Below are 26,189 nucleotides of genomic sequence, written 5' to 3'. Positions count from 1 at the left end.
CCGCCCGTGACCTGCGGCTGCGGCGCGGCGGGCGAGGACTGCTGCGGCGCGGGGGAATCGGGAGGCGGCCCGCCCGGCTGCCACTGCGCGGGCCCTTGCCACTGCGGATGTGGCGGATACTGCTGGTTGCCCGACCCCGTAGTCACATTCGCCCCATATGAACCAAGAGTTATAGATCGTCCAAACCTTAGCGTCGATTCGAGATCCAGAACGGCAGGCTCCGCCCGCTGAGACCGGGCCCGGATATCCGGCGTCACCACACCCTCCGCGGTGCGGCGGACCCGCTCGCCGGCCCGCCCGGCGGGGGCCTGACGGCAGGACCGGCATCCTCCGGCGGACACGCTGAAAACAGACGCGATCGGAACGGCCGGAGGCCGTCTGATCCGGGCGGAGACGGCCGGACACGGCACCGCGCCGCCTCCCCGGAGGAAGGCGGCGCGGTCTTTTCCGGTCGCCGGCCGGACACACCGCCGGCGACGCCCGCGGCCGGGACCGCCCACCGGGCGGGTCCGCGGTCAGGGCCTCCGGCCGGGGGCGTCCGCGGTCAGGGCTTTCCGCCGGGCAGGTCCAGTCCGATGATCACCGGGTCGTGGTCGGAGGAGCGGAACGCGTCCGGCCGGTAGAGGCTCGGCGGGTTGTACTCCGTGTTGTAGTCGAGCATGCGGCTCTCGTCGGAGTTGATGTGCCAGATCGTCGCGCCGGTGACGCGCTTGAGCAGGCTCTTTCCGGCCAGAGCGTGGTCCAGCTCTCCGAGCATGCCGTTGTAGAGGTAGCTGTAGCGGTCGGTCTCGGGGATGAACTTCTTGGTCACGCTGGCCAGCTTGCCGGCCTCCAGCGTGTGGATCGGGTCCTCCTCGCCGTAGGCGTTGAGGTCGCCGAGCACCAGCGGGTTGGGCAGGTCGAGGCTGTCGATCAGGGCCAGCGTCGCCTTCGCCTGGCGGATCCGCTCGCCGTTGTAGCAGCCCTGGCCGTCGCCGGTGTCGGCGTCGGGCCCGGTGGCGTCCTCGTCGCAGCCCTTGGACTTGAAGTGGTTGACGATGAGCGTGAACGGCTGGCCGCCCTGGACCCGGCGGAACGTCTGGATCAGCGGGGGCCGCCGGTAGACCGGGTCGGTGGAGGAGAGGGCGGGGCCGACGGGCTTGAGCCTGGCCGGCTTGTAGATCGCCGTCACGTGGATCAGGTCGGTGCCGGGGTTGGGGTGGGCGAGCGCCGCGTAGGTGCCCGCGCCGACCTCGGCGTTGAGCGCGTCGACCAGTGCCTGGACGGCGGTCTGGCCGTTGTTCTGGACCTCCATCAGGCCCACCACGTCGGCGTCCATCCCCTTGAGGGCGGCGACCAGCTTGGCGAGCTGGCGCCGCTGCTCCACGGCGGTGGTGGCGCCGCGCGACTTCAGGGTGGTGAACCAGTTGAGGGTGTTGAAGCTGGCCACCTTGACGTTCCCGCGCACCGGGGACGGCTCGGCCTGGCGCGGGTCGGTCCGGGCGAACTCGATCGGCGCGGTCGGCTGGAGGCGGTAGACGCCGAAGCCGTAGCCCAGCACGCCGGTGACGCCGGTGGCGGTGTCACCGAGGCGGACGACCTGCGGGTCGGTGTAGGGGATGACGGCCGGGTTCTCCTTGGTGGAGCCGTCGTCCACGAGCAGGCTGCGGCGGGCGTCGCGGGCGGGGTCCGCGCCCGGCCGGTCGGTCGGCTGGAACACCCGGCCCTCGGCGGAGACGGTGACCTCGCCGTAGCGGCCCAGGTTGTAGTGGTCGGTGAGGGTCAGCTTCTCCGGGAAGGTGACGAGCATGCTCTCGAGCGGCTCGAAGGTCTTCCCCTCGGGCAGCGGCAGGTCCTGCGGGGCCGGCTGCACACTGCCGGTGCCGCAGACGTCCACGGCGGTGACCGGCGACAGTTCGGTCCAGCCGTTGTACTCCACGACCTTGCCGGTGACCAGCACCCGGTCACCGGGCTTGACGTCCTTGAGGGAGGCGCGGGCGTAGGCGTAGAGGCCGTCGGAGGTGGCGGGGTCGTCGTCGGGGGTCGGGTCCTGGAGGAAGAACCCGCCGAGCTGGTCGGCCCCCTGGAAGTCGCCGGTCACGACGCCCTCGACGCGGACGGTCTTGCCGGCCAGCGGGCTGACGTCGCCGCTGCCCTGCACCTCGGCGATCTGGTGGGTGGCCGGGAGGTCACACGGCTCCGCCGTCGGGGTAGCCGTCGGAGTCACGGTCGGGGTCGCCGTGGGAGTCGCCGTCGGGGTGGGGCCGGGGTCGCCGCAGGGCGCCGGGGTGGTCGCCCGGTTGCGCGGCGCGGGGGCGCCGGTGGCCACGTCGGCGGCGTTGGCGTCGGTGTCGGCGCAGCCGTGGTCGCCGCGCAGCCCGGCGAGCGTGGCGGAGAGGGCCGGGGCCGGGGCGGCGCCCTCGAAGTAGTTGGCGGTGCCGTACCCGACGAGGTCGGCGATCAGCGCCGTCTGCTCGGCGGTGCAGGGGACGGAGCCGCCGTTGCAGGCCAGGCCCTCGGCCGAGCGGACCAGGACGACCTTGCCGGAGCCGGCGCTCAGGTTGATCGTGCCGGTGCCGTCGGGGTCGGGCAGCGCGGCGCCGGTGGAGCCGCCGGCGAGCCGGACGAGGTGGTACTGACCGGGTGCCAGCGTGCCGGCCAGCGGGACGGGCGAGTTGGCGCCGAAGGTGCCGGTTCCGGTGGCGCTGCCGTACTGCACGGACCAGCCGTCCAGCGAGACGGCCGCGGAGCCGCGGTTGAACAGCTCGACGAAGTCGTTGGCGTACGGCGCGCCGCTGCCGCCGCCACCGCCGTAGACCTGGCTGATGACGACGGTGCCCGGCGCGGCCAGGGCCGGGGCGGAGGTCAGGACCGCCAGGCCGGACACGGCGAGGCCGCCGGCCGCGAGGGCGGCGGCCACTCTGGTTGAAGGACGCATGACCGGGAGCGTAAAGCCCTATGTATCGCTCCACACTTACTTATAAGTAGATAGAGGGTGAAATTACATAATCTCGATACTTTGCGGAGATTATCCGGCAGGGATCGTGGCGCACTTTGCCGTAGATCTCGCTTTGACCGCCTTCATGGGTATGAGTCGGTCATGAGAAGCCTGGACCTGGGCTGGACCACCTGCACCGCCCTCCCCGGATGCACCGGATCGGCGCGGCAGCCCTACGGACGCTGCCTGGCCCACCTGGACGACGCCGAGCTGACCGGGGTCCTCGGCGGCCTCTCCCCCGGCTCCCCCGTCGACCTCCGGGGCACCCGGGTGGAGCCGCACCTGCTGGAACGGATCCTGGACGCCACGCGCGGGCGTCCGGGCCGGACCAGGTTCGACCGGGCGGTCCTCACCGGGGACGCGAGGTTCGGCGGCGTCGTCTTCGGCGGGGACGCCACCTTCGACCACGCGCGCTTCCACCACCTCGCCTCGTTCGTGGACGCTCGCTTCACCGGGAACGTCTCCTTCCGCGGGGCCGGGTTCACCAGGGAACTGTCCCTGCACGGCGTCTCCGTCGCCGGGCACGCGGCGTTCGACCGGGTCTCGGCGGGCCGGGACGCGCTGTTCGGCGCCGCCGCGTTCGGCCGCACCGTCTCCTTCGAAGGCGCCGAACTGCACGGCTTCACCAGCTTCGACGGCGCCCGGTTCGCCGGGGACGCCGTCTTCCGCGGGTGCCGGTTCGGCCGGGCGGTGTCGTTCCGCAGGGCGGAGTTCGGCGGGCTGGCCGGGTTCGAGGGGGCGCGGTTCCGGGAGGGCGGCTCCCTGACCCCCGCCTCGGCGGGCCGCGGCCTGTCCCTCGCCGGGGCGTGGGCGGGCGGCGGCCTGGACGTCGCGGTCGCCGGCTGCCGGGTGGACCTGCGGCGCCTGCGGGCGGCCGGGCGGCTGGCCGTACGGCTCGACGGCGCCGAGGCCGACCTCACCGGCGCGACGCTGCTCGGCCCGGCCAGGATCGAGGGGCGCGTCCGGTCCGGCGGGAACCCGGGACGCGACGGGAACGGCGAGCGGGGCGCGACCGCGCGGCGGACGGTCGCGGGGTACGGCGCGGCCCGGCTGGCCTCGCCGCGCGGGCCGGACCGGACGAGGTCGCCGCGTACTCCCCTGACCAGCCGGGTGACCTCACTGCGCGGGCTGGACGCCGAGGCGCTGGAGCTGGTCCGGGTGGACCTCGGCGCCGGTGGCCTCACCGGGGTCCACCGCCCCGAACGGCTCCGGCTGACCGGCTGCGCCCCCGCCGCCGCCCCGCGCGGCGTGCGCCTCGCGACGCGCCGGTGGCCACGCCGCCGCGCCCTGACCTCCGGCCTCGCCCTCGGGGCGCTGGGGATGCGCCGCGTCACCGTCGCGGCACCCGCCCGCTGGCTGCTCGGGCCGCGCTGGGCTCCGGGCGGGAACGGCCCGCGGATGAACCGGATCATGGGATGGCTCGCGCTGGTCACCGCCGTCACGGCCGCGAGCCTGCTGGCGGGCTCGGCGTCGCACGCCGCGCACCGGCCCGTCCCCGCGCCGCCTCAGAAGGACCTTCCGGGACATTCCAGGGTCACCCCTGATGCGCATCCCCGGATCTAGGGCCAGGATGGACCATGTACAGCTCTGCCGTTCCCCGGACGGGAACGCACCGAAGACCACGATGGAGCAAGGATGGCGAACGCCGGAGTCATCGACGACTACGTGACCCGGCTCGGCCGCGCCCTCAAGGGCCCGTCCGGCCCCAAGCGGGACATGGTCACCGAGGCGCGCGACAGCCTGATCGACACCGCCGAGGTGCTGGAGGACGGCGGTCTGGACCGGGCCGAGGCCGAGCGGGTCGCCGTCGAGGAGTTCGGCGAGATCGGCGAGATCGCCCCGGCCTACCAGGAGCAGCTTGCGGTCTCGGCGGGCCGCAGGCTGGCCGCCCTGCTCTTCGTCAGCGTGCCGCTCACCTGCCTCATGTGGAGCATGATCTGGAAGTTCTTCCCCGGTGACCTGGCCGGCTACGCCTCCAGGCCGGGGTGGTTCGGGCCGGTCGCCCGTGCCGTGGACCTCATCCAGGTGGCCGTCGGCGTGGCCGGCGGGCTCGCGCTGTTCGCGCTCGGCCGGGGACTGCGCAGGATCCGCCGGCCGCGGCTCGTCGTCCGGTCGCTCGCCACACTGGTCTGGGTCATGCTGCCGACGATCGGCGTGCTGTCGCTGGCCCTGACGTACGGCTCGTACAGCTCGGCCGGCCTCACCGGCTACGGGACGGCCGCCACGCTGGTGAGCGACGCGCTGGCGCTCGTGCAGCTGTACGGCGCGGTGCGGTGCATGAGCGTCACCCGGCGCCGCCTCACCGCCGCCTGATCGCACACCCGGCCACGCGCGCCGGTCACGTCCGCGCGCCCGCACCGCGGTGGATGGCGTCGCCGCCACCCGCCGGACGGCCGCGGGCGACCGTTTCAGGGCATGCCGAACCAGCCGGAGAGCGCTTCGCGCAGCGCGGGCGCGGCGGTTTCGGCGGGTTCGTCGACGGCCGCGGCCCAGGCGATGTGGGCGTCCGGGCGGATCAGCAGGACGTCGGCCGGGCGGTCATCGGTCTTGGCGGTGTGGACATCGACGCGCCGCTCCCAGTCGCGGGCGGTCTCGCGCAGGTCCGGGCGGCCTGCGAGGTCGAGGAGGACGGGCCGGGCGGGATGCAGGAGTTCGGCGACGCCGGTGATTCCCCGGTCGGTGTGCAGGGTGAGGTCGGGGGCGAAGGTTCCGGCCAGCGGATGGAGGCCCGAGCCGGGCATGGGGTAGCGGACGTCGGTTCCGGCGACGAGCGCTCCCATGCGGCGCAGCGGCTGCTCGTCGAGCAGCAGTTCGGAGAACACCTCCCGCAGCGCCTCGGCGGCCGCGTCGTGCCCGCGCCGCAGCGCCACCTGGGCCCGGGTGTGCAGCATGGTGCGGGCACCGGCGAGGTGGCGTTCGTCGTGGTAGGTGTCCAGCAGGCCGGCCGGCGCCCAGCCCTGGACGTCGGCGGCCAGCTTCCAGGCCAGGTTGACCGCGTCCAGCAGGCCGGCGTTGAGCGCCACCCCGGTGGCGGGGAACAGGTGCGCCGCATCACCGGCCACCATGATGCGCCCGGCCCGGTAGCGCTCGGCCTGGCGGGCCTTGAAGGTGAAGCGCGACAGCCGTGTCGATCCGGCCAGGGGCAGGTGCGCGCCGAGCACGCGGTGGACGCTGTCCTGCAGTTCGGTCAGCGTCATCGGGACGTCGTCGTCGTACTCGACGCTCTCGTCCTCGATGGTGTAGAGGGAGACGCTCCGGGCGCCGGGCGAGGAGCCGAGCCCGAAGAGGCCCCGGTCGGTGCGGGTGAACCCCGCGTGGACGGTGCCGAAGCCGGGGACGTCGAGGTCGCCGTTGTCCAGTACGGTCACCGTGTCGGGCAGGGTGACCTGGGCCAGCCGGTTGACCTCCGGATAGGTGACGCCGGGGAACGGAATGCCGGCCCGGTCCCGAACCCGGCTGCGCGCGCCGTCGCACCCCACCAGGTGGCGGGCGCTCACCCGGTACGGACCATCCGGGCCGCGCACGTCCACGGTCACCGCGACGTCGTCCTGGCTCACCCCGGTCGCCTCGTGCCCGCGACGGATTTCGACGCCGAGCTCGGCGGCGCGTTCGTCGAGCAGCCGCTCCAGCAGCTGCTGCGGCAGCGGTAGCGCGTGCATCGGGGGATCCGCCAGATGGGTGAAGTCCAGGTGCACCCCGCCGAACGGGAACCGGGGCGCCGGGACGGGGCCGGGGCAGGCCGCCTGGAACCGTTCCAGCAGGCCCCGGTAGCGCAGCAGCTCCAGGATCTGCCCGCCGAGGCCACCGGCCTTGGGGGTGTCGCGGCGGTGCGGGTGCCGCTCCAGCACCAGCGGCCGCACCCCGGCCAAGCGCAGTTCGATCGCCAGCATGAGGCCGGTCGGCCCGGCCCCCACAACGATCACATCGGCGTCCGTCACCGGTCACTCTCCTCGCAGATTTCCGCCGCGTCCCCGCGCGGCCCGATCATCGGCGCCATAAAACGGGACGGTCCGTCCCGTATGGCTTTTTCAGTGTGCGGGAAGCACCTCTTCGCGTCAAACGAGGCGTCCCCTCCCGGCGAGATGCCGTCATGGCCGGCCGCCACGGGGACCGCCGTATGGGATCTCGGCCGCGCTCCTAAGACACGAGCGCCCGTCCGGGCCCGCCGAGTGGCCCGTCCGGTCGCGCTCCGCCTCACGCCGACCCCTCGCCCGGCGAGCCTCTCCGGTATAGACCAGTCGGCGTAGCCGTACCGCCTCGTTGTGAATTCGATACTTGCTGGTATAGACCGGCCCCCCGATTCCGGTTTACCTTGGCGGAGCCGTACGCGAGGGGCGCCTGCTCGCCCCTCCCAGCCGGTACGGACCAGCCCCCCATTTCCAAGGTGGTTATGACATGAACAAGAGGATCATCGGCGTGGCCGGCGCCGGCGTGGCGGCCGCGCTGGCCCTGTCCGCCTGCGGCTCGGGCAGTGGCGAGGGCGGCGGCGAGAAGGCGGCCGACGGTTCGGTGACGCTGAAGCTCGTCGCCGCCGACTACGGCGGCGGTCCCAGCTCGCCGGACGGCGGCGACAAGTTCTGGAAGGGCGTCGTCGACGAGTTCCAGGCCGCCAACCCCAAGATCAAGGTCGATGTCCAGGTCATCAACTGGAACGACATCGACAAGCAGGTCGCGACCATGGTGCAGAACGGGCAGGTGCCCGACATCCTGCAGACCGGCGACTACTCCGGCTTCGTCAAGGACGGCCTGCTGTACAAGACCGACGAGGTCCTCTCCCCCCAGACGCAGTCCGACCTGCTGACGAAGTTCGCCGACTACGGCAAGGTGGACGGCACCGCCTACGGCATCCCGTTCGTCTCCTCCGCCCGCGCCCTGTTCTACAACAAGGACCTCTTCGCCAAGGCCGGGATCTCCGATCCGCCCAAGACCTGGGACGAGCTCAAGGCCGACGCCGAGAAGCTGAAGAAGGCCGGGGTGTCCCAGCCGTTCGGCCTGCCGCTCGGCCAGGAGGAGGCGCAGGCCGAGTCGTTCCTGTGGTTCATGGGCAACGGCGGCGGCTACAAGGACGCCTCCGGCAAGTGGACGGTGAACTCCCCGCAGAACGTCGAGGCGTTCACCTTCCTCAAGGGCATGGTCGACGCCGGCCTCACCACGCCCAACCCCGGCACCAAGGACCGCAAGAAGGTCTGGGAGGACTTCGCCGCGGGCAAGGTCGGCATGGTCAACGGCGGCCCCATGTCCATCCCGATCTTCGAGAAGGGCGGCCTGACGAACTTCGGCGTGACCCCGATCGCCGGCAAGACCGGTCCGCTGGACACCACCCTCGGCGTCATGGACTGGATCATGGCCTTCAACAAGAACGGCCACAAGGAGGAGATCAAGAAGTTCTTCGACTTCTTCTACTCCTCCTCGGCCGTGCAGAAGATCAGCGACACCTACAAGCTGCTGCCGGTGACCACGTCGGGCATCGAGAAGCTCTCCTCCGACGAGAAGCTCAAGCCGTTCCTCACCGCGCTGCCCAACGCCACCTTCTACCCGTTCACCGACCCCAAGTGGTCCGAGGTGAACACGCAGATGAAGCAGACGGTCGGCAACGCCGTCACCGGTGACCCCGCCCAGGTGCTCGGCGCGATCCAGAAGGTCGCCGACGCCGGCTAGTCGTGCTGTGTTGATGGCGGCTGTGTCGATGGCGGCGCTGCGCGCCGCGGCTCGGGGCGCCCGGAGTCGGCTCCTTCCCTCCTCGCTCTGGTCGCCACGCTCCCGGCACTCGTCAGTCCAGTCGCCGACGCGCCCCTCGCGAGCTCGTCTTTCGCGAGGGGCGTGAGCGCCATCGTCACGGCGAGCCCGCCCCCCTGTTAGAAAGCAAAAGGTATGCAGCAGCAGACATCCATCCTGAAACGGGTGATCCGCGCGCTCAGCCCGCTGCCCTGGATCGGCCCGGCGGTGGTGCTGATCGGCGTGGTGGTCGTGTGGCCGGTCGTCACGATGATCCAGTCGTCGTTCATGAAGATCAGCCGGTTCGGCGTGACCCAGGGCTCCAACGGGCTGGACAACTACACCAAGCTGTTCGACGAACCCGACTTCGGCGGGGTGATGTTCCGGAGCCTGGTGTGGGTGGTGGCGGTGGTCACCCTCACCGTCCTCATCTCGCTCGCCCTGGCCCAGCTGTTCAACCAGCGCTTCCCCGGCCGCCGGATCGCCCGCTGGGCGATGATCGCGCCCTGGGCCGCGTCGGTGCTGATGACCGCGATCATCTTCAAGTGGATGCTCGACCCCGAGGTCGGCCTGATCAACATGATCCTGCACGACCTCGGCCTGCTCGACGCGCTGGGCGGCGCGGACGCCGACCCGCTCGGCCGGGCCTCGACGGCGATGCCGTGGCTGGTGGCCGTGGCGGTGTTCGTGTCGTTGCCGTTCACCACCTACGCGCTCCTGGCCGGGCTGGCCACGATCCCGGCCGACGTCTACGAGGCGGCGCGGATGGACGGCGCGTCGCGGCTGCGGATCTACTGGTCGGTCACGCTGCCGCTGCTGCGGCCGGCGCTGACCGTGGCGACGCTCATCAACGTGATGAACGTCTTCAACAGCTTCCCGATCATCTGGGCGATGACCCACGGCCAGCCGGGTTACTCGACGGCCACGTCCACGATCTTCATGTACATCCTCAAGGGGACCGACATCGGCGAGTCGGCCGCCATGTCCGTGGTGAACTTCGGCATGGTGATCGTTCTGGTGGCGATCTTCCTCAAGGTCAGCAAGTGGAAGACCGAGGTGTCCTGAAATGTCCGCCATCGAGGTTGCGTGTCCCGCGGCGGGGGCTCCGCGTTCCAGGGAGATTCGATGACCACCACCCAAGCCGCGCGCCCGGCGGCCGGCGCGACCGCCGGCCGTACCGCGTCCCGGGCTCCCGCGCGACGGCTCCCGAGGATCAGGACGGTGCTCGTCGCGGCGACGGCGTACCTGATCGCGTTCATCTTCCTCTTCCCCTACCTGGAGATGGTGCTCACCGCGCTGCGCCCGCAGGGGGAGCTGCTCAAGGCGTCCTACCTGCCGAGCGTCTTCGCCTGGGAGAACTTCACCGCCTTCTGGTCCGGCGGGCTGACGGGCAACCTGCTGGTCACGCTGCAGGTCGCGGCGAGCTCGACGGTCCTGGTGCTGCTGGTGGCGCTGCCCGCCGCCTACTACACCGCCCGGCACGCCTTCCGGGGCCGTACGGCGTTCCTGGTGCTGGTGCTGATCACCCAGATGTTCCAGCCGACCGCGCTGCTGGTCGGCATCTACCGGGAGTTCTTCCAGTTCCGCATGGTCGACTCGATCTGGTCGCTGATCCTGGTCAACGGGGGCTTCAACCTCGCCTTCGCGGTGTGGATCCTCCACGCCTACTTCTCCTCGATCCCGCGCGAGCTGGAGGAGGCGGCGTTCATCGACGGCAACGGCCGGTTCGGCGCGCTGTTCCGGATCACACTGCCGCTCGCGGCGCCCGGGGTGGTCACCGCGCTGATCTTCACGTTCATCGCCGCGTGGAACGAGTTCGTGGTCGCCCTGACGCTGACCACCACGCCGGAGCGGCAGCCGCTGACCGTGGCGCTCAACTCGTTCATCGGCCAGTACGAGGTGGACTGGCAGAACCTGTTCGCCGGATCGGTGATCGCGACGATCCCGGTCATCATCCTGTTCGCGCTGATCGAACGGAAGGTGGTGGGCGGTCTCACGGCCGGGTCCATCAAGTGACGCCCTGACGCCGGAACACCGCGCGGCCCGCGTCCCCTCGGGAAGGGGGGCGCGGGCCGCGTCGCGTTCCGGCCGGCGGCATGCCCGCGCGCACCGCGGCACCGTACGGCCCGCCGCTCCGCGGGGCCGTCACACCGTACGGCGGGGCGCGGGTCAGCGGGTGCCGCGGGGTTCCAGGACGCTGCCGATCGCGCCGGTGAACGCGCGCCAGGCGGAGCGCTCCTCGGCCAGGGCGGTGCGGCCGGAGGAGGTCAGCCGGTAGGTGCGCCGTTTGCGCCCGCCCACGACGGCCCATTCGCTGGCGAGGTATCCGGCCTGCTCCAGGCGGCGCAGCGCCGGGTAGACGGTGCCGGTCGGCACGTTCAGCGCGCCCCCGCTGCGCTCCTGGAGCGCCTCGATGATCGCGTAACCGTGCAGGGGCTCGTTCTCCAGCACCGACAGCAGCAGGGCGTCCATGTGTCCGCGGAGGGCGTCGGTGTTCACATGGCCTCCCCGGTCTTCTCCCCGGCGGGACGCGCGGGACAGGCGGAAGGCGTGGGACGTGAGGGAGGCACGGCCCTCGCGCCGTCACTCTTGTCGGCTCGCTCGCTCACTCTCGTCACCCTACCTCTCGAATAGGCATCCTACATGTAGGCGTGCTACATGTAGAGTGTCTATAGGTAGACAGACACAACAAGAGATGTGACGGAGGTGAGATCGTGGACGTGCTCGACCTGGCCCGGACCCAGTTCGCCGTGACGGGAAGCCTGCACTTCCTGTTCGTCGTGCTGACCCTCGGCCTGGCCCCCCTGGTCGCGATCATGCACACGCGGTACGCACTGACCGGCAGGCCGCTCCACGAGCGCCGGACCCGGTTCTGGGGCCAGATCTACGTGATCAACTACGCCCTGGGGATCTTCACGGGGCTGGTGATGGAGTTCCAGTTCGGCCTGAGCTGGAGCGGCCTGTCGCACTACGCGGGCGACGTCTTCGGCGCGCCGCTGGCCATCGAGACGCTCGGCGCGTTCTTCCTGGAGTCCACGTTCCTGGGCCTGTGGATCTTCGGCTGGCACCGGCTGCCGAAGTGGCTCCACGTGGCCTGCATCTGGCTGGTGACGCTGACCGCCTACGCCTCCGCACTGTGGATCATGGCGGCCAACTCGTTCCTGCAGAACCCGGTCGGCGCCGTGGAGCGGGGCGGCCGGCTGGTGCTGACCGACTTCGGGGCGCTGTTGACCAACCCGGCGCTGGCCATGTCCCTGCCCCATGTCATCGGCGCGGCCCTGTGGGCCGGCGGTTTCGTGATGATGGGCGCCAGCGCCTACCACCTGTTCCGGCGCACCGCCGACCGGGAGTTCTTCACCGGCTCGCTCCGGTTCGGCGTGATCGTCGCGTCCGTCGGCTCGCTCGTCACGGTCGGCTTCGGCTACGCCCAGTTCGGCATGCTCGGCCAGTACCAGCCGGGCAAGTTCAGCGCCGAGCCGCTGGCCGGGATGGGACTCGGCCTGATGATCCTCATCGGCCAGACGCTCCAGCTCCTGCTCGCCTTCGTGCTGCTGCCCGCCGTGTACTGGCTGCCGCGCTGGCGGTGGGCGCAGCCCCTGCTGATGGCGATGACCCCGCTGCCGTTCCTCGCCGCGATCTTCGGCTGGCTGGCCCGCGAGGTCGGCCGCCAGCCGTGGCTGATCAACAAGAGGCTGACCGTCGCCGACGCCATGTCCCCCGGCCTCACCCCCGGCATGGTCACGGCCTCGCTCATCGGGTTCGCCGGCGTGCTGGGCCTGCTGGCCGTCGTCGACTACCTCCTGATCGCCCGCGCCGTACGGCGCGGCCCCTCCTCCGTCGCCCTCGGCGCCCCCGACCCGGCCGATCCGGCCGAGCGCGCGCCCGCGCTGAGCCTCTGACCCCCGGGAAGGCACATGGACATCCTCTGGCTGGGCGTGCTCGCCCTGCTGCTGATCGGCTACTTCGCCCTGGAAGGCTTCGACATCGGCCTCGGCCTGCTGCTGCCCGTGCTGGGCCGTACCCCCCGGGACCGCGACCGGATCGTCGCCGCCATGGCGCCGTTCGTGCTGGCCAATGAGGTGTGGCTGGTGGCGGTGGCGGGCGTGCTGTTCGGCGCCTTCCCCGCGGCCGAGGGCGAGGCCCTGTTCGGCCTCTACCCGCTGGTGGTCTCCCTGCTCCTGTCGTGGATCGTGCGCGACGCCGGCCTGTGGTTCCGCCGCCGCCTCGACGGCTCCGCCTGGCGGGCGGCCTGGGACTGGGCGATCTTCGCCGGCTCGGCGGGCCTGGCGCTGAGCTGGGGCATGGCGCTGGCGGCGATCGCCGGCGGCCTGTCCGGGCCCGCGGTCGGGCTGCCCGGCCTCGGTGCCGGGCTGCTGGTGGCCGCGGCGTTCGCCTTCCACGGCTGGACGTTCGCCTCCTGGCGGCTGCCGGACGGCCCGACCGGAGCGCGCCGTACCGGAAGGGCGCTGCTGGTGTCGGCGTGCGTGGCCGCCGCGCCGGCCGCGGCGGTGGCCGCGGCGACCGCCCCGTGGCTGCTGGAGCGCGCCGCGCCGGCCGGGACGCTGGGTGTGCTCAGTGTCATAATCCTGCCGTTCACACCCCTGATGGTCGGTGCGCAAGTATGGGTGTGGCGCGCCTTCGGTCCCCGGAGCGCCGCCGACCGGATGCCGTCGTTCTTCTAGCGTCGCTCTTCTAAGGTTTCCATGCACAAGGATCTCCTACGGCTGGCGCGCGGCGAGCGGGCCGTCCGCGGGCACCTGGCCCTCTGCCTGGCCGCGGCGGTCCTCGCCGGGCTGCTCGTCCTCGCCCAGGCGGAACTGCTCGCCGGGGTGCTGTCCGGGCGGTTCGCCACCTCCGCGCTGGGGCTGCTGGCGCTGGTCGTCGCGGTCCGCGCGGCGCTCGGCCTGCTGCAGGGCGTGGCCGCCGGGCGCACCGTCGCGGGGGTGAAGACCGCGCTGCGCCACCGGCTGCTGGGCAGGCTGCGCGACATGGGCCCGGCCCGGCTGGCCGCCCACCGCTCCGGCGAGCTGGTCACGCTCACCGGCCGCGGCCTGGACGCCCTCGACCCCTACCTGTCGGGATACCTCCCCGCGGTCGCGGTGGCCGGCGTGGTGCCGGTCGCCGTACTGGTCCGGCTGTTCGCCGCCGACCTGACCAGCGCGCTGATCGTGCTGGTCACGGTGCCGCTCATCCCGATCTTCGGCGCGCTGGTCGGCATGCACACCAAGGCCGTCACCGAGCGGCAGTGGCGGGCCCTCGCCCGGCTCGGCGGCCACTTCCTGGACGTGGTCCGGGGCCTGCCCACGCTGCGGGCCTTCGGCCGGGCCCGCTACCAGGCCGAGGTGATCGCGAGGGTGGCCGACGCCCACCGCGCCGCGACGATGCGCACCCTGCGGGTGGCGTTCCTGTCGTCGCTGGTGCTGGAGCTGGCGGCGTCGCTGTCGCTGGCGCTGGTCGCCGTGCCGGTGGGCCTGCGGCTGCTGTCGGGGTCGCTGGACCTGTCGGCCGCGCTGCTGGTGCTGCTGCTGGCGCCGGAGGCTTATCTGCCGCTGCGCGTCATGGGCAACAAGTTCCATGCGGCCATGGAGGGGGTCGCCGCGGCCGACGAGGCGTTCGCCGTACTGGACGAGCGGGCCGATCCCCCGGCGGAGGAACGGGCGGAGCAGCGCCCTGCGGCCGGCGCGGGCTCCGGGAACGGCGCGGGCTCCGGGAACGGCGCGACCATCGGTACGGTGACCGGCGCGGGCGCGATGGACCGCGTGAGGGCGGAGAACGGCGCGGACGGCGCGGACGGCGGCGCGGCGCCGGAGATCCGGCTGGAGAACGTCACCGTACGCTACCCGGGCCGCGAGGACGCGGCGCTGGAGGACGTCTCGCTGGTGATCGCGCCCGGCGAGCGGGTCGCGCTGGTCGGTGAGAGCGGCGCGGGCAAGAGCACGCTGCTGCATCTGCTGCTCGGGTTCGTCGAACCCGCCTCGGGCCGGGTCCTCGTGGACGGCGTCGAACTCCACGGGCTCCGCGAGCCCCGGGCCGGCGAGCCCGCGGAGCTCGCGGAAGACGGGAACCGCGCGGAACCGGCGGGGCTTCCAGGGCTCATGGGGCTCGACGCCTGGCGGGCCCGGCTGGCGTTCGTGCCGCAGCGGCCGCACCTGTTCGCCGCGTCCGTGGCCGACAACATCCGGCTCGGCGCCCCCGGCGCGACGGACGCCGAGGTCCGGGCCGCGGCCCGCGCCGCGCACGCCGACGAGTTCGTCTCCGCGCTGCCCGAGGGCTACGGCACGGTGCTGGGCGAGCGCGGGGCGAACCTGTCGGCCGGGCAGCGCCAGCGGGTCGCGCTCGCCCGGGCGTTCTGCCGCCCGTCGGCCGGCCTGCTGCTGCTCGACGAGCCGACGGCCCGGCTCGACGGCCGCAGCGAGGCCGCCGTGGTGGCCGCGACCCGGGAGCTGGCCGAGGGCCGCACCGCGGTGATCGTGGCCCACCGGCCCGCGATGATCGACATCGCCGACCGGGTGATCAGGATCGCCGACGGGCGCGTGGTGGCCGCCGCCCCGGCCGGGGAGGCGCGATGAGCCGGCGGGACGAGGAGCGGGAGGACACGGCGGTGGACCGGGACGACACGGGCCGGGACGACACGGGCCGGGACGACACGGTCGCCACGGCGCGGACCGGAGGGACCGCGCCCCTGGAGGACACCGCGACGGTACGGGCCGGCGGGGGGACCGCCGTCCGGGCGAAGGCGCCGGTACGGCCCGGCAGGCGGCTGGCCCTGGCCGCGGCGGCCGGCGCGGCGGCGGAGCTCGCCGGGCTCGGGCTGATCGGCTCGGCGGCGTGGCTGATCACCCGGGCGGCCGAGCAGCCGCCGCTGGCCGCGCTGAGCGTGGCGATCGTGGGGGTGCGGGCGTTCGCGACCACCCGGGGCGTCCTGCGCTACGGCGAGCGTCTGGCCGGGCACGACGTGGCGCTGCGCGCCCAGGCCACGACCCGGGAGCGGCTCTACGAGGCGCTCATCCCCGCCGGGCTGCCCGGACGGCGCGGCGCGGACCTGCTCAGCCGGATGGTGGACGACACCGACGCCGCCCAGGACCTGCTGGTGCGCGTCCTGCTCCCGGCGGCGGCGGCGCTGGTGACCACGCTCGCCGCCGTGGTGCTCGCCGCGTTCCTGCTCCCGGCGGCGGCCCTGGCGCTGCTGGCCGGGCTGGCGGTGGCCGGGGCGCTGATCCCGGCCGGCACCGCCGCCGCGGCGCGCCGCTGGGCGGAGCGGATCGCCCCGGCCCGCGCCGACCTGGCCGCCCGGGTCGCCGACCTGGTGCACGGCTCGGCCGACCTCGCGGCCTACGGCGCCGGGGACCGGGCGCTCTCGGCCTGCGCCGAGGCGGACGCCCGTCTGGCCCGGCTGGAGCGCCGCCAGGCGCGGGGAACGCGCTGGCCACCGGTGCGGGCGTGCTCACCCAGGGCCTCACCGTGCTGGCCGTCGTGCTGGTCGCCCGGGGCGCCGGGACGGGCCCGGTCGCCACGGCGGTGCTCGCGCTGACCGCGCTGGTGGCCTTCGAGCCGGTGCTGCCGATGGCCGCGGCCGGGGAGCGGCTGACCGGGGTGCTGGCCGCCCTGCGCCGTCTGCGGGAGATCCGCGCGACTCCGCCGGCCGTCGCCGAGCCGGCCCGGCCCCGCCCCGTCCCGGCGGGCCCGCCGGCCGTCGAGGTCTCCGGCCTGGTGGTCCGGCACGGCGACGGCCGCGCCCCCGCGCTCGACGGCGTCAGCCTGACCCTCACCCCCGGCAGGCGCGTCGCCCTGGTCGGCCCCAGCGGGGCCGGCAAGAGCACGCTGCTCTCGGCCCTGATGCGCCTGGTGGAGCCGGAGTCCGGCGTGGTCCGGCTGAACGGGACCGACATCCGCGAGCTGGCCTCCGACGACGTCCGCGCGGTGATGACGGGCCTCACCCAGGACCCGTACGTGTTCCGGGCGTCGCTGCGCGACAACCTGCTGCTGGCAGGCCCCGAGGCCGGCCCGGACGAGCTGGCGGAGGCGGTACGGCGGGCCCGCCTGGACCGGTGGGTGGAGCGGACCGGCTGGGACACCGTCCTCGGCGAGGACGCCCGGACGGTGTCCGGCGGGCAGCTCCAGCGGCTGGCGCTGGCGCGGGCCCTGCTGCACGACCCGCCGGTGCTGCTGCTGGACGAGCCCGCCGAGGCGCTGGACACCGAGACGGCCGAGGCGCTCATGGCCGACCTGCTGGACGCCACGCGGGGCCGTACGACGCTGCTGGTCACGCACCGCCTGCACGGGCTGGAGCAGGTCGACGAGATCGTCGTCCTGGAGAACGGCCGGGTGACGCAGCGCGGCACCCACGACGAGCTGGTGGGCGTCCCCGGCTACTACGGCGACCTGTGGCGGTCGGAGGAGATGGTCTCCCGCCGCTGAGGCACCCGGCCGGATCTTCCCGGCGAATCCGGCCACGGGAGTTGAGTTTGCGACGCAATCCGGTTTACAGTTCAAACCACAAGGTTTGCGTCACAAACTTGTTTATCCCTCGAAGGGGCACCGTGGACGACGACGAGCGGGCGCTGAGCCCGCAGGAGATGCTCCGGCTCATCGAGCAGCAGGAGACGGCCGCCGCCGAGCGGTTCGTCCCCGACCCGGTGCCGCACTTCCTGGCCTGGGGTGTGGCCTGGCTGGCCGGGTTCGGCGCGCTGTTCCTGCACTACGGCCTGTCCGGCAGGCCGTACGCGCCGGTGCCGTTCTGGGTGGCCCTGACGGTGCTGTGGGTGCTGACGGCCGCCGCGATGGTGATCAGCGCGGCCACCATGTGGCAGCTGCGCAGCCCGGTGCGCGGGCCGTCCCAGGAACGCGGCACGATGTACGGCCTGGCCTGGGCCATGGGCTTCCTCGGCGTGTGGACGGTGGGCATCCGGTTCGGCCAGCAGCTTCCCGAGGCCGAGACCGGCCTGCTGTGGGCCGGCCTGTCCATGATGACGGTCGCCATGCTCTACGTGGCGGGCGGCGCCGTCTGGCACGAGCGGACGATGTTCCTCTTCGGGGTCGGCATGGCCGTGCTCAACGCGGTTGGCGTGATGGCCGGTCCCGGCTGGCACGCGCTGCTGATGGCGGCGGGCGGCGGAGGCGGATCGATCGTGGCAGGCCTGCTGCTGCGGCGGATGAGGCGGAGATGACCCGCGGCCTCGACCCGGTGATCCACGCGCCGGCCCGGCTGCGGGTGGTCGCCACGCTCAACGCCCTCCGCGAGGGCGACACCGTCACCTTCCCCGGCCTGCGCGACCTCCTCGACATGACGGCCGGCAACCTCTCGGTGCACCTCGGCAAGCTGGAGGACGCCGGGTACGTCGAGATCACCAAGACCCACCGGGGCCGCACCCCCGTCACCTACGTCGCCCTCACCCGGCGGGGCCGCCTGGCCTTCGAGGACTACACCGCCGAGATCCGCGCGCTGCTCGACGCCGCGGCACCGCCCGCCGAAGGCTGACGCACCTCCCCGACTCCCCCACGACATGAAAGGCCCCATGATGGAGACGCTGGCGCGCGCCATCGAGGTCACCCGCCGCTACGGCAGCGTGACGGCCCTGGACGGGGTGTCGCTCGACATCCGCCAGGGCGAGCTGGTCGGACTGCTCGGCCCCAACGGCGCGGGCAAGTCCACCCTGATCAACCTGTTCGCCGGGCTGCGCAGGCCCCACTCGGGCCGGGTCGAGCTGTTCGGCGGCTCCCCCGCCGACCCCGTACGGCGCCGCGACATCGGCGTCACCCCGCAGGAGACCGGGCTTCCGTCGACCCTGCGGGTCCGCGAGGTGGTCGACTTCGTCACCGCCCACTACCCGCGCGGCGCCGCCCGCGGGGAGCTGCTGGAGCGGTTCGGGCTGACCGGGATGGAGCGCCGGCAGATCGGCGGGCTGTCGGGCGGCCAGAAACGGCGGCTCGCGGTGGCGCTGGCCTTCGCCGGGAACCCGCGGCTGGTCTTCCTCGACGAGCCGACCACCGGCCTGGACGTCGAGGCGCGCCGGGCGCTGTGGGACGCAGTCCGGGACTTCCACGCCGGCGGGGGCACCGTGGTGCTCACCAGCCACTACCTGGAGGAGGTCGAGGCGCTGGCCGAGCGGGTCGTGGTGGTCGACCGGGGCAGGGTCCTGGCCGACGACACCGTGGCCGCGGTCCGGGACATCGCCGGGATGCGCCACGTCACGCTGACCGCCGGGGAGCTGCCCGACCTGCCCGGCGTCGTACGCGCCGAGCGGGACGGCTCCCGCGTCCTGCTGCTCACCGCCGACGCCGACGCGCTGGTCCGGGCACTGGTCCGGGCCGACGTCCCCTTCACCGGGCTGGAGATCCGTCCCACCTCCCTGGAGGAGGCGTTCCTGACCATCACCGCCCACGAGCCCCAGGCGGCCTGAACCCCCTCCGCGGGCCCGGCCACGGTTCCCTCGCGCCCCCGGCGCGCCGCCCCGCCGGCCCGTTCCCGGCCCGTTCCCGGCCCCTCCCCGGCTCTCACGCTCCCGAGAAAGGGACGCCCCCATGTCGCTCCTCCTGACCCACACCAAGTACCGGTTCCTGGAGACCATCCGGGTCCCGATCGCGGTGGTCGGCAACACCTTCTTCCCCTCGGCCTCGATGCTGTTCTTCGTCGTCCCGTTCACCGGGGAGGACCCGCTCTTGGCCACCCTCGCCACCGGGTCGATGATGACGTTCTCGGTGATGTCCACCGCCCTGTTCACGCACGGCCTCGGGGTCGCCGACGACCGCGCCCAGCCGTGGGACCCGTACACGCGCACCCTCCCGGCGGGCCCGTGGCCGAGGTTCGGATCCAACATCCTCAACGGGCTGATCATGACGCTGCTCGGCATCCTGCCGGTGCTCGTCATCGCCGCCACGCTCACCGAGGCGACCGTGACCCCGGCGCAGCTGCTGCTCGGCCTGGGCGCGCTGCTCGTCGCGTCGATCCCGTTCACCCTGATCGGCCTGTTCGTCGGCTACCTGCTGCCGGCCAAGGCCGCGATCGCGGTCGTCCAGCTCGTGCTGCTGCCGATGGCGGTGGGCGGCGGCCTGCTGATGAGCCCGACGGACCCGCCCGCCTTCATCGCGGCCGTCGCCCCCTTCCTGCCCACCCGGGGCGGGGCCGAGCTGGTCTGGGCGGCGGTCGGCGGGCCCGCGCCCCGGGCGCTTCCCCTGGTCATGCTCGCGGTGTGGACCGTGGTGGCCGGGGCGCTGGCCGTCTGGGCCTACCGCCGCGACGAGGGCCGCCGCTTCTCCTGAGGCGGCCGCGTCGCCCCGGCCCTCCGCGGGCTCCCGCACCGTGAGAACGAGGACGTGCCGCCGGATCCCCTCCGTCCGGCGGCACGTCCTTCTCCAGGAAGCGAGCAGCATCCGTCCCCGGGCTTTCCCGCCGGGCCGTACGGCGGCGCGTGCCGCCGCACGGTCCGGGCCGGGCCGTACGGCGGGCCGGCGCGGCGGGAGGTCAGGAGGTGGTGGTCTTCTCCTCCAGGGTCACCCGGACGTTCTGCTCGCGGCCGTCGCGGAGGTAGGTGAGCGACACCTCCTGGCCCGGCTTGAGGCCGCGCACCGCGCCGACCACCGTGTCGGGGCCGTCGACCGCGGTGCCGCCGATCTTGGTGATGACGTCGCCCTGCTTGATCCCGGCCTTCTGCGCGGGGCTGTCCGCGGTGACCTGGGCGACGAGGGCGCCGGTCGTGTCGCCGGTGGCCTGGGCGAGGTTCACGCCGAGGAAGGCGTGGGAGACCTTGCCGCTCTTGATGAGCTGGTCGGCCACCTGCTTGGCGGTGTTGATCGGGATCGCGAAGCCGACGCCGATGTTTCCGTCGCCGCCGTTGGTGGCGATGGCCGAGTTGATGCCGACGAGCTGGCCGCGCGTGTCGACCAGCGCGCCGCCGGAGTTGCCGGGGTTGATCGCGGCGTCGGTCTGGATCGCGTGGCCGATCGTGGTGGGTCCGCTCTCGGCCCGCTGCTGCTGTCCGCCGCCCCAGCCACCGCCCCAGCCGGGCGGGAGCTGCGGCTGCTGCTGCTGTCCGCCGACGGTCACCGTACGGTCCAGGGCGCTGACGATGCCGGCGGTGACCGAGCCGGACAGGCCCAGCGGGCTGCCGACGGCGAGCACGGAGTCGCCCACCTTGAGTTTGTCGCTGTCGCCGAGCGACGCGGCGGTGAGGCCGGAGACGCCGTTCGCCTTGATGACCGCCAGGTCGGTGGCCGGGTCGGTGCCGACGATCCGCGCGGTGGCGGTCTTGCCGTCGCTGAACTTGACGGTCACCTCGCCGCCCTGCCCGCCGGCCTCGACCACGTGGTTGTTGGTCAGGATCATGCCGTCCGCCGTCAGCACCACGCCCGATCCCTCGCCGCTCCCGCCGGCGGCCTTGACCTGGATGGACACCACCGACGGCTGGACCGCCGCGGCGACGTCGGCGACCGTGGTCACGTTGCCCGCCGGAGCGGCCAGCGGCGCCGACACCGCGGCCGGCGCGGTCGCGGGGCCGTCGCCGAAGGAGGCCGTGGCGACGGAGCCGACCACGCCGCCCCCGACGGCCGCCACGGCCAGCGCCAGTCCCGCGCCGATCTTCTGCGCGGCGGTGAGCCGCGTCCGCTGGGCGGGGACGGCCCCGGGCGCCGGGGCGGTGAGCGCCTCCGGCACCGGGTGGATCAGCGTCGGCTGCGGGTCGGCGGGCCTGGAGGCGGCGAAGCCTCCCGCGCGCGGCGGCACCTTGCCGAACTGGCTCCACCCGGTCGCATCGGCCGGGGTGGTGTCCTGCCCATCCTTGTTCGGTTCCATGTCTTGATCCCCCAACTCCTCGCGTCGCCCATGCCGAGCCGGGGCGGCGACCGCTGACTCCAGTGCCTCCAAAGATGCCGGAGAGGGTGTAAGACCAGGTTAAGAGGATGATCGGGAAAGAAGCGCTCTTCTCACGCGGCCTTTATGCGCCGTGGTCAGCGGGCCCGGCGCACTCCGGATTTCCGTGACGGATCTCACGCCGGACCGGGCCGGGCCGTGCCGGAGCGGGCGCGAGGGCGGCCGTACGGGGGCGGACCGGGTGAAGGCCGGGCCGTGTGACGGCGCGCGTCAGGGCCGGGCGGGCCAGTACTCGTCGCGCAGCAGGCGCTTGTAGAGCTTGCCGGTGGGGTGGCGGGGCAGTTCCTCGCGGAAGTCCACCGACTTCGGGCACTTGTACGACGCGAGCCGCTCCCGGCAGTAGGCGATCAGCTCCGCCTCCAGCGCGGGACCGGCCAGGTCCATCGAGACCGGCGAGACGACGGCCTTGACCTGCTCGCCCATCTCCTCGTCGGGGACGCCGAAGACCGCGACGTCCGCGACCTTCGGATGGACCGACAGGACGTTCTCCGCCTCCTGCGGGTAGATGTTCACCCCGCCGGAGATGATCATGTAGGAGCGGCGGTCGGTCAGGTAGAGGAAACCGTCCTCGTCGAGGTGGCCGATGTCGCCGAGGGTGGTCCAGCCCCTGCCCCGGGGGTCGCGTGACGCCCGCGTCTTGGCATCGTCGCCGTGGTAGACGAACTGCGGCCCGTCGGAGAAGTAGACGGTGCCGTGCTCGCCCGGCGGCAGCTCCTCCCCCTCCTCGTCGAGGATGCGCACGGTGCCGAGCAGGGCGCGGCCGACCGTGCCCGGGTGCTTGAGCCAGTCCTCGGAGCCGACGTGCAGGAAGCCGTTGCCCTCGGTGCCCGCGTAGTACTCGTGGATGATCGGCCCCCACCATTCGATCATCTGCTCCTTGACCGGGATCGGGCAGGGGGCGGCGGCGTGGATGGCGCACCTCATCGACGACAGGTCGTAGCGGGCCCGGGTCCCGGCGGGCAGCTTGAGCATCTTGATGAACATGGCCGGCACCCACTGCGAGTGGGTCACGCCGTACTGCTCGATGAGCGCGAGGGCCCGCTCGGGGTCGAACCTCTCCATGACCACGACCGTCGCGCCGAGCCGCTGGAAGGTCATGCAGTACCGCAGCGGGGCGGCGTGGTACAGCGGGGCCGGGGAGAGGTAGACGCTGTCGGCCGACGGCGCGAACAGCAGCCGCACGAGCTGCAGCAGGCCCCCGGGCGCGTCCAGCGGCGCCTTGGACAGGACGGGTTCGACGCCCTTGGGACGGCCGGTGGTGCCCGAGGAGTAGAGCATGTCCGCGCCCTGGCACTCGTCGGCGATGGGAGTGGGCGGGTGCGCCGCCACCGCCTCCTCGTAGGAGACGAATCCCTCCGCCCCCTCCGGGACGCCGTCGAGCATGAGCCGCAGCTCGACCTTCGGGGTCAGGGCGGTGACGGAGGCGGCCACGTCGGCCAGGGAGGCCGAGGAGATGAAGACCCGCGCCCCGCAGTTGTCGACGATGTAGGCCAGCTCGTCGGTCCGCAGCCGGGAGCTGATCGCCGTGTAGTAGAGACCCGACCGGTGGGCGGCCCAGGCGATCGTCAGGAACAGCGGGTGGTTCTCCAGGATGAAGGCGATGTGGTCGCCCGGCCGCAGCCCCGCGGCCCGGAGGAGGTGGGCCAGCCGGTTGGACTCCTCGTCCAGCTCACGGTAGGTGACGACCCGCCCCGAGTCGGCCATGATCACGGCGGGCTTGTCCGGCGAGGTGGCGGCGATCGCTCCCGGGTGCATGCAACCGAACATTACTCTGCCGGTTGCCGGGTGAGAAGAGACGGCCGGGCCGCGGTCCCGGAGGTTCGGGACCGCGGCCCGGCCGCGCGGCACGCGGGGTGCGCGGCCGTACGGGGAGCGCCGTCAGGCGGGGTGCGCGGGCCCCGTACGGACCGCACGATCGCGCACGGGCGCGGGGTCAGGAGGCGGGGATGACCGCGCCCTTGTACTGCTGCTCGATGAACTGCTTCACCTCGGGACCGGCGAGCAGCTTGGCGAGCTTGACCACGCGCGGGTCCTTCTCCTTGCCCGCCGCCACGACCAGGCCGTTGGCGTAGGGGTTGTTCTCGGCCTTCTCCAGCACCAGCGCGTTCTCGGCCGGCGTCAGACCGGCCTCCAGGGCGTAGTTGCCGTTGATGACGGCGGCGTCCACGTCGTCCAGCGAGCGGGGCAGCTGCGCGGCCTCCAGCGGCTGGAACTTCAGGTTCTTGGGGTTGCCGGTCACGTCCCGCTCGGTGGCCGCGGTGCCGGCGCCCTCCTTCAGGGTGATCACGCCGTTGTCGGCGAGCAGCTTCAGCGCCCGGCCGAGGTTGGTGGCGTCGTTGGGCACGGCGACGGTCGCGTTCGAGCCCAGCGCGTCCAGGCTGGTGATCTTCTTGGAGTACAGGCCCAGGGGCTCCAGGTGGACCGGCTGCAGGAAGGTCAGCTTGGTGCCCTTGGAAGCGTTGAAGTCGTCCATGTAGGGCTTGTGCTGGAAGAAGTTGGCGTCGAGCTGGCCGTCGTCGAGCTGGACGTTCGGCTGGACGTAGTCGGTGAACTCGACGATCTGGAGGTTCAGGCCCTCCTTGGCGGCGAGCTTGTCCTTGACGAACTTCAGGATCTCGGCGTGCGGGACCGGGCTGGCGCCGACCTTGAGGACGTCGGAGGCCGAGGACGTGCCTCCGTCGCCGGACCCGGACCCGGACGAGCCCGAGCCGCAGGCGGCCAGGGCCAGGGTCAGCGCGATGATCGCGGAGACGATGCCGAAGAGCTTGCGCATGGTGTGCTTCCTTGTTGATACGGCGTCCGGCGGCCCGCTCGCGGCGGGGCCTCCGGGAGACGGAGAAAGAGGTCCTCCGGGAGCGGCCCCGCCCGCGGCGGGACCCCCCGGGGGGCGGAAAAGGGCGTGGAGAGGCGCTGGGACAGGTCAGCGACGGGCCAGGCGGCGGGCGACGAAGTCGCCCAGCATCTGGCCGAGCTGCACGATGACGATCAGGACGACGACGGTGACGATCATCAACGGGGTCTCGAAACGCTGGTAGCCGTAGCGGATGGCCAGGTCGCCCAGCCCTCCGCCGCCGATGGCGCCGGCCATCGCCGAGTAGGAGATCAGCGCGACGACGGTCACCGTGAGACCCGCGACCAGGCCGGGCATCGCCTCCGGCAGCAGGACCTTCCCGACGATCGTCGTACGGCTCGCACCCATCGCCTGGGCGGCCTGCACCTTGTCGTCGCCGACCTCGCGCAGGGCGGTCTCCACCAGCCGGGCGAAGAACGGCGCGGCGCCGAGGGTCAGCGGGACCACCGAGGCGGTGGTCCCGATGGTGGTGCCGACGATCATCCGGGTCAGCGGGATCACCGCGATCATCAGGATGATGAACGGCAGCGACCGGCCGATGTTGACCACCAGCCCGAGCACCCGGTTCAGCGGCGTGGAGGGCAGCAGCCCGCCGCGGTCGGTGACGACCAGCGCGACGCCGAGCGGCAGCCCGATCAGCACGGTGAACAGCGTGGACCAGGCGACCATCTCGGCGGTCTGCCCGGTCGCCTCCCACAGCAGGGGAGCCATCTCGTCCCAGGTCATCGGGCTTCCTCCACCAGCAGGCCGCGCTCGGTCAGGTGGGCGAGGGCGGCTTCCCGCCCGCCGCCGGTGAGGTGCACGCGCAGCCGTCCGGCCGCGACCCCGGCGACCTCCTCCAGCGCCCCGCCGAGGATGTTGACGTCCACGTCGAACTTGCGGACCACCTGCGAGATCACCGGCTCGCCGGCCTGTCCGGCGAAGGTGATCGTGACGGCGCCGGGTTCGGCCGGGGGAAGCGGGAACAGCTCCTCGGTCAGCCGGGATCCCGGCCGGGCGAGCAGGTCGGGGATGGCCCCGGACTCCTGGATCCGGCCGTCCTTCATGATGGCGGCCGAGTCGCAGATCGACTTGACGACGTTCATCTCGTGGGTGATCAGCAGGATGGTCAGGCCGAGCTCGCGGTTGAGGCTCTTCAGCAGGGCGAGGATCGACTGGGTGGTGGCCGGGTCGAGAGCCGAGGTGGCCTCGTCCGACAGCAGCACCGCGGGCCTGCCCGCCAGCGCGCGGGCGATGCCGACGCGCTGCTTCTGGCCGCCGGACAGCTGCCCGGGGTGCGCCTTCGCCTTGTCGGCCAGGCCCACCAGCTCCAGCAGCTCGGCGACGCGCCGGGCGCGCTCGGCCCGGCCGACCTTCATGACCTCAAGGGGGAACGCGACGTTCCCGGCGACCGTGCGGGAGGACATCAGCGCGAAGTGCTGGTGCACCATCCCGATCCCGCGGCGGGCCAGGCGCAGCTCGCCCTCCCCCAGCGCGGTCAGCTCCCGGCCGGCCACGGTCACCGTGCCCTCGGTGGGCCGTTCCAGCAGGTTCACGCAGCGCAGCAGGGTGCTCTTGCCCGCGCCGCTGCGGCCCAGCACACCGAAGATCTCACCGTCGCGGACCCGGAGGTCGACGCCGTCGACGGCGACCACCTCGCGTCCACGATCCCGGTAGACCTTGCGCAGGCCTGACACGTCGATCACAGCTGTGAATCCCCCAAACGGATGTCGAAAAAAGGACGTCGAGCGGGGGAAGGGCTAGCGGGTGCCCGGGTGGAAGGGCAGGTGGCTCAGGCGGCG

At 72.9% G+C, this 26,189-nt stretch carries 22 protein-coding genes; 14 read left to right on the top strand and 8 right to left on the bottom strand.

What is annotated here, in order from left to right:
• Positions 1–544: 544 nt before the first annotated feature.
• A complete protein-coding gene (locus ACQP10_RS13895; protein ID WP_433541486.1) occupies positions 545–2,917 on the bottom strand; it encodes an ExeM/NucH family extracellular endonuclease in 2,373 nt (790 codons plus the stop codon).
• A gap of 162 nt (positions 2,918–3,079) precedes the next feature.
• Here ACQP10_RS13895 and ACQP10_RS13890 point away from each other — a divergent pair, with 162 nt between their 5' ends.
• Both ACQP10_RS13890 and ACQP10_RS13885 read left to right on the top strand, forming a co-directional pair.
• Positions 3,080–4,540 (top strand): pentapeptide repeat-containing protein, encoded by a 1,461-nt coding sequence (locus ACQP10_RS13890; RefSeq protein WP_433541485.1) that lies wholly within the window; start codon positions 3,080–3,082, stop codon positions 4,538–4,540.
• Between the two features lie 72 nt (positions 4,541–4,612).
• Entirely contained in the window at positions 4,613–5,290 is a 678-nt protein-coding gene (locus ACQP10_RS13885; protein WP_433541484.1) for a permease prefix domain 1-containing protein, read from the top strand.
• Positions 5,291–5,385: 95 nt separating this feature from the next.
• On the opposite strand, the gene ACQP10_RS13880 is transcribed toward ACQP10_RS13885, so the two are convergent.
• Positions 5,386–6,915, bottom strand: coding sequence for an FAD-dependent monooxygenase (locus ACQP10_RS13880; protein WP_433541483.1), 1,530 nt, complete (start codon positions 6,913–6,915; stop codon positions 5,386–5,388).
• A 457-nt stretch (positions 6,916–7,372) separates the two neighbouring features.
• Between ACQP10_RS13880 and ACQP10_RS13875 the strand changes: the two genes are divergently transcribed.
• The 3 genes from ACQP10_RS13875 (at position 7,373) to ACQP10_RS13865 (ending at position 10,708) form a co-directional block, all read left to right on the top strand.
• Complete coding sequence (locus tag ACQP10_RS13875; RefSeq protein WP_433541482.1) at positions 7,373–8,635, top strand: extracellular solute-binding protein; 1,263 nt, start codon at positions 7,373–7,375, stop codon at positions 8,633–8,635.
• A 213-nt stretch (positions 8,636–8,848) separates the two neighbouring features.
• Positions 8,849–9,757 (top strand): carbohydrate ABC transporter permease, encoded by a 909-nt coding sequence (locus tag ACQP10_RS13870; protein WP_346020080.1) that lies wholly within the window; start codon positions 8,849–8,851, stop codon positions 9,755–9,757.
• 60 nt (positions 9,758–9,817) lie between these two features.
• Positions 9,818–10,708 (top strand): carbohydrate ABC transporter permease, encoded by an 891-nt coding sequence (locus ACQP10_RS13865; protein WP_346020081.1) that lies wholly within the window; start codon positions 9,818–9,820, stop codon positions 10,706–10,708.
• A 153-nt stretch (positions 10,709–10,861) separates the two neighbouring features.
• On the opposite strand, the gene ACQP10_RS13860 is transcribed toward ACQP10_RS13865, so the two are convergent.
• Complete coding sequence (locus ACQP10_RS13860; RefSeq protein WP_346020082.1) at positions 10,862–11,191, bottom strand: PadR family transcriptional regulator; 330 nt, start codon at positions 11,189–11,191, stop codon at positions 10,862–10,864.
• A gap of 215 nt (positions 11,192–11,406) precedes the next feature.
• On the opposite strand from ACQP10_RS13860, the gene ACQP10_RS13855 reads away from it, so the two are divergent.
• The 9 genes from ACQP10_RS13855 to ACQP10_RS13815 all read left to right on the top strand — a co-directional run bounded on the left by ACQP10_RS13855 (position 11,407) and on the right by ACQP10_RS13815 (position 19,951).
• The gene (locus ACQP10_RS13855) at positions 11,407–12,591 is read left to right on the top strand and encodes a cytochrome ubiquinol oxidase subunit I (protein WP_346020083.1); all 1,185 of its coding nucleotides are present in this window, start codon (positions 11,407–11,409) and stop codon (positions 12,589–12,591) included.
• 15 nt (positions 12,592–12,606) lie between these two features.
• A complete protein-coding gene (locus ACQP10_RS13850) occupies positions 12,607–13,374 on the top strand; it encodes a cytochrome d ubiquinol oxidase subunit II (RefSeq protein WP_389994795.1) in 768 nt (255 codons plus the stop codon).
• A 21-nt stretch (positions 13,375–13,395) separates the two neighbouring features.
• Positions 13,396–15,261: an ABC transporter ATP-binding protein/permease gene (locus ACQP10_RS13845; protein ID WP_433541481.1), complete on the top strand. Its 1,866-nt coding sequence runs from the start codon at positions 13,396–13,398 to the stop codon at positions 15,259–15,261.
• Entirely contained in the window at positions 15,258–16,223 is a 966-nt protein-coding gene (locus ACQP10_RS13840; protein ID WP_433541480.1) for a hypothetical protein, read from the top strand. The genes ACQP10_RS13845 and ACQP10_RS13840 overlap by 4 nt, the downstream gene beginning before the upstream one ends.
• On the top strand, positions 16,133–17,110 hold the full coding sequence (locus ACQP10_RS13835; protein ID WP_433541479.1) for an amino acid ABC transporter ATP-binding/permease protein: 978 nt from the start codon (positions 16,133–16,135) through the stop codon (positions 17,108–17,110). Before ACQP10_RS13840 ends, ACQP10_RS13835 begins: the two co-directional genes overlap by 91 nt.
• A gap of 122 nt (positions 17,111–17,232) precedes the next feature.
• Positions 17,233–17,859 carry a hypothetical protein gene (locus ACQP10_RS13830; RefSeq protein WP_346020087.1) on the top strand — a complete coding sequence of 209 codons (627 nt, stop codon included), beginning with the start codon at positions 17,233–17,235 and terminating at the stop codon, positions 17,857–17,859.
• Entirely contained in the window at positions 17,856–18,170 is a 315-nt protein-coding gene (locus tag ACQP10_RS13825) for a transcriptional regulator (RefSeq protein ID WP_346020088.1), read from the top strand. Before ACQP10_RS13830 ends, ACQP10_RS13825 begins: the two co-directional genes overlap by 4 nt.
• A gap of 37 nt (positions 18,171–18,207) precedes the next feature.
• Entirely contained in the window at positions 18,208–19,092 is an 885-nt protein-coding gene (locus ACQP10_RS13820) for an ABC transporter ATP-binding protein (protein WP_399500521.1), read from the top strand.
• Positions 19,093–19,213: 121 nt separating this feature from the next.
• Positions 19,214–19,951: an ABC transporter permease gene (locus tag ACQP10_RS13815; protein ID WP_346020090.1), complete on the top strand. Its 738-nt coding sequence runs from the start codon at positions 19,214–19,216 to the stop codon at positions 19,949–19,951.
• Positions 19,952–20,153: 202 nt separating this feature from the next.
• Here the strand turns inward: ACQP10_RS13815 and ACQP10_RS13810 are convergent, their stop codons facing one another.
• From ACQP10_RS13810 to ACQP10_RS13790, 5 genes are all read right to left on the bottom strand, one after another.
• Positions 20,154–21,479: a trypsin-like peptidase domain-containing protein gene (locus ACQP10_RS13810; RefSeq protein ID WP_433541478.1), complete on the bottom strand. Its 1,326-nt coding sequence runs from the start codon at positions 21,477–21,479 to the stop codon at positions 20,154–20,156.
• Between the two features lie 288 nt (positions 21,480–21,767).
• Complete coding sequence (locus ACQP10_RS13805; RefSeq protein WP_179818160.1) at positions 21,768–23,312, bottom strand: AMP-binding protein; 1,545 nt, start codon at positions 23,310–23,312, stop codon at positions 21,768–21,770.
• 178 nt (positions 23,313–23,490) lie between these two features.
• Positions 23,491–24,330, bottom strand: a complete 840-nt coding sequence (locus ACQP10_RS13800) for a MetQ/NlpA family ABC transporter substrate-binding protein (RefSeq protein WP_179818161.1) — start codon at positions 24,328–24,330, stop codon at positions 23,491–23,493.
• A 147-nt stretch (positions 24,331–24,477) separates the two neighbouring features.
• The gene (locus tag ACQP10_RS13795) at positions 24,478–25,134 is read right to left on the bottom strand and encodes a methionine ABC transporter permease (RefSeq protein ID WP_179818162.1); all 657 of its coding nucleotides are present in this window, start codon (positions 25,132–25,134) and stop codon (positions 24,478–24,480) included.
• Complete coding sequence (locus ACQP10_RS13790; RefSeq protein ID WP_179818163.1) at positions 25,131–26,093, bottom strand: ATP-binding cassette domain-containing protein; 963 nt, start codon at positions 26,091–26,093, stop codon at positions 25,131–25,133. The genes ACQP10_RS13795 and ACQP10_RS13790 overlap by 4 nt, the downstream gene beginning before the upstream one ends.
• Positions 26,094–26,189 lie beyond the last annotated feature (96 nt).

Source organism: Streptosporangium sandarakinum (assembly GCF_050942225.1).
Lineage (GTDB): Bacteria > Actinomycetota > Actinomycetes > Streptosporangiales > Streptosporangiaceae > Streptosporangium > Streptosporangium nondiastaticum.
The sequence above is the reverse complement of the archived record's forward strand: the minus strand, read 5'-3'. Positions and strand labels throughout refer to the sequence as shown.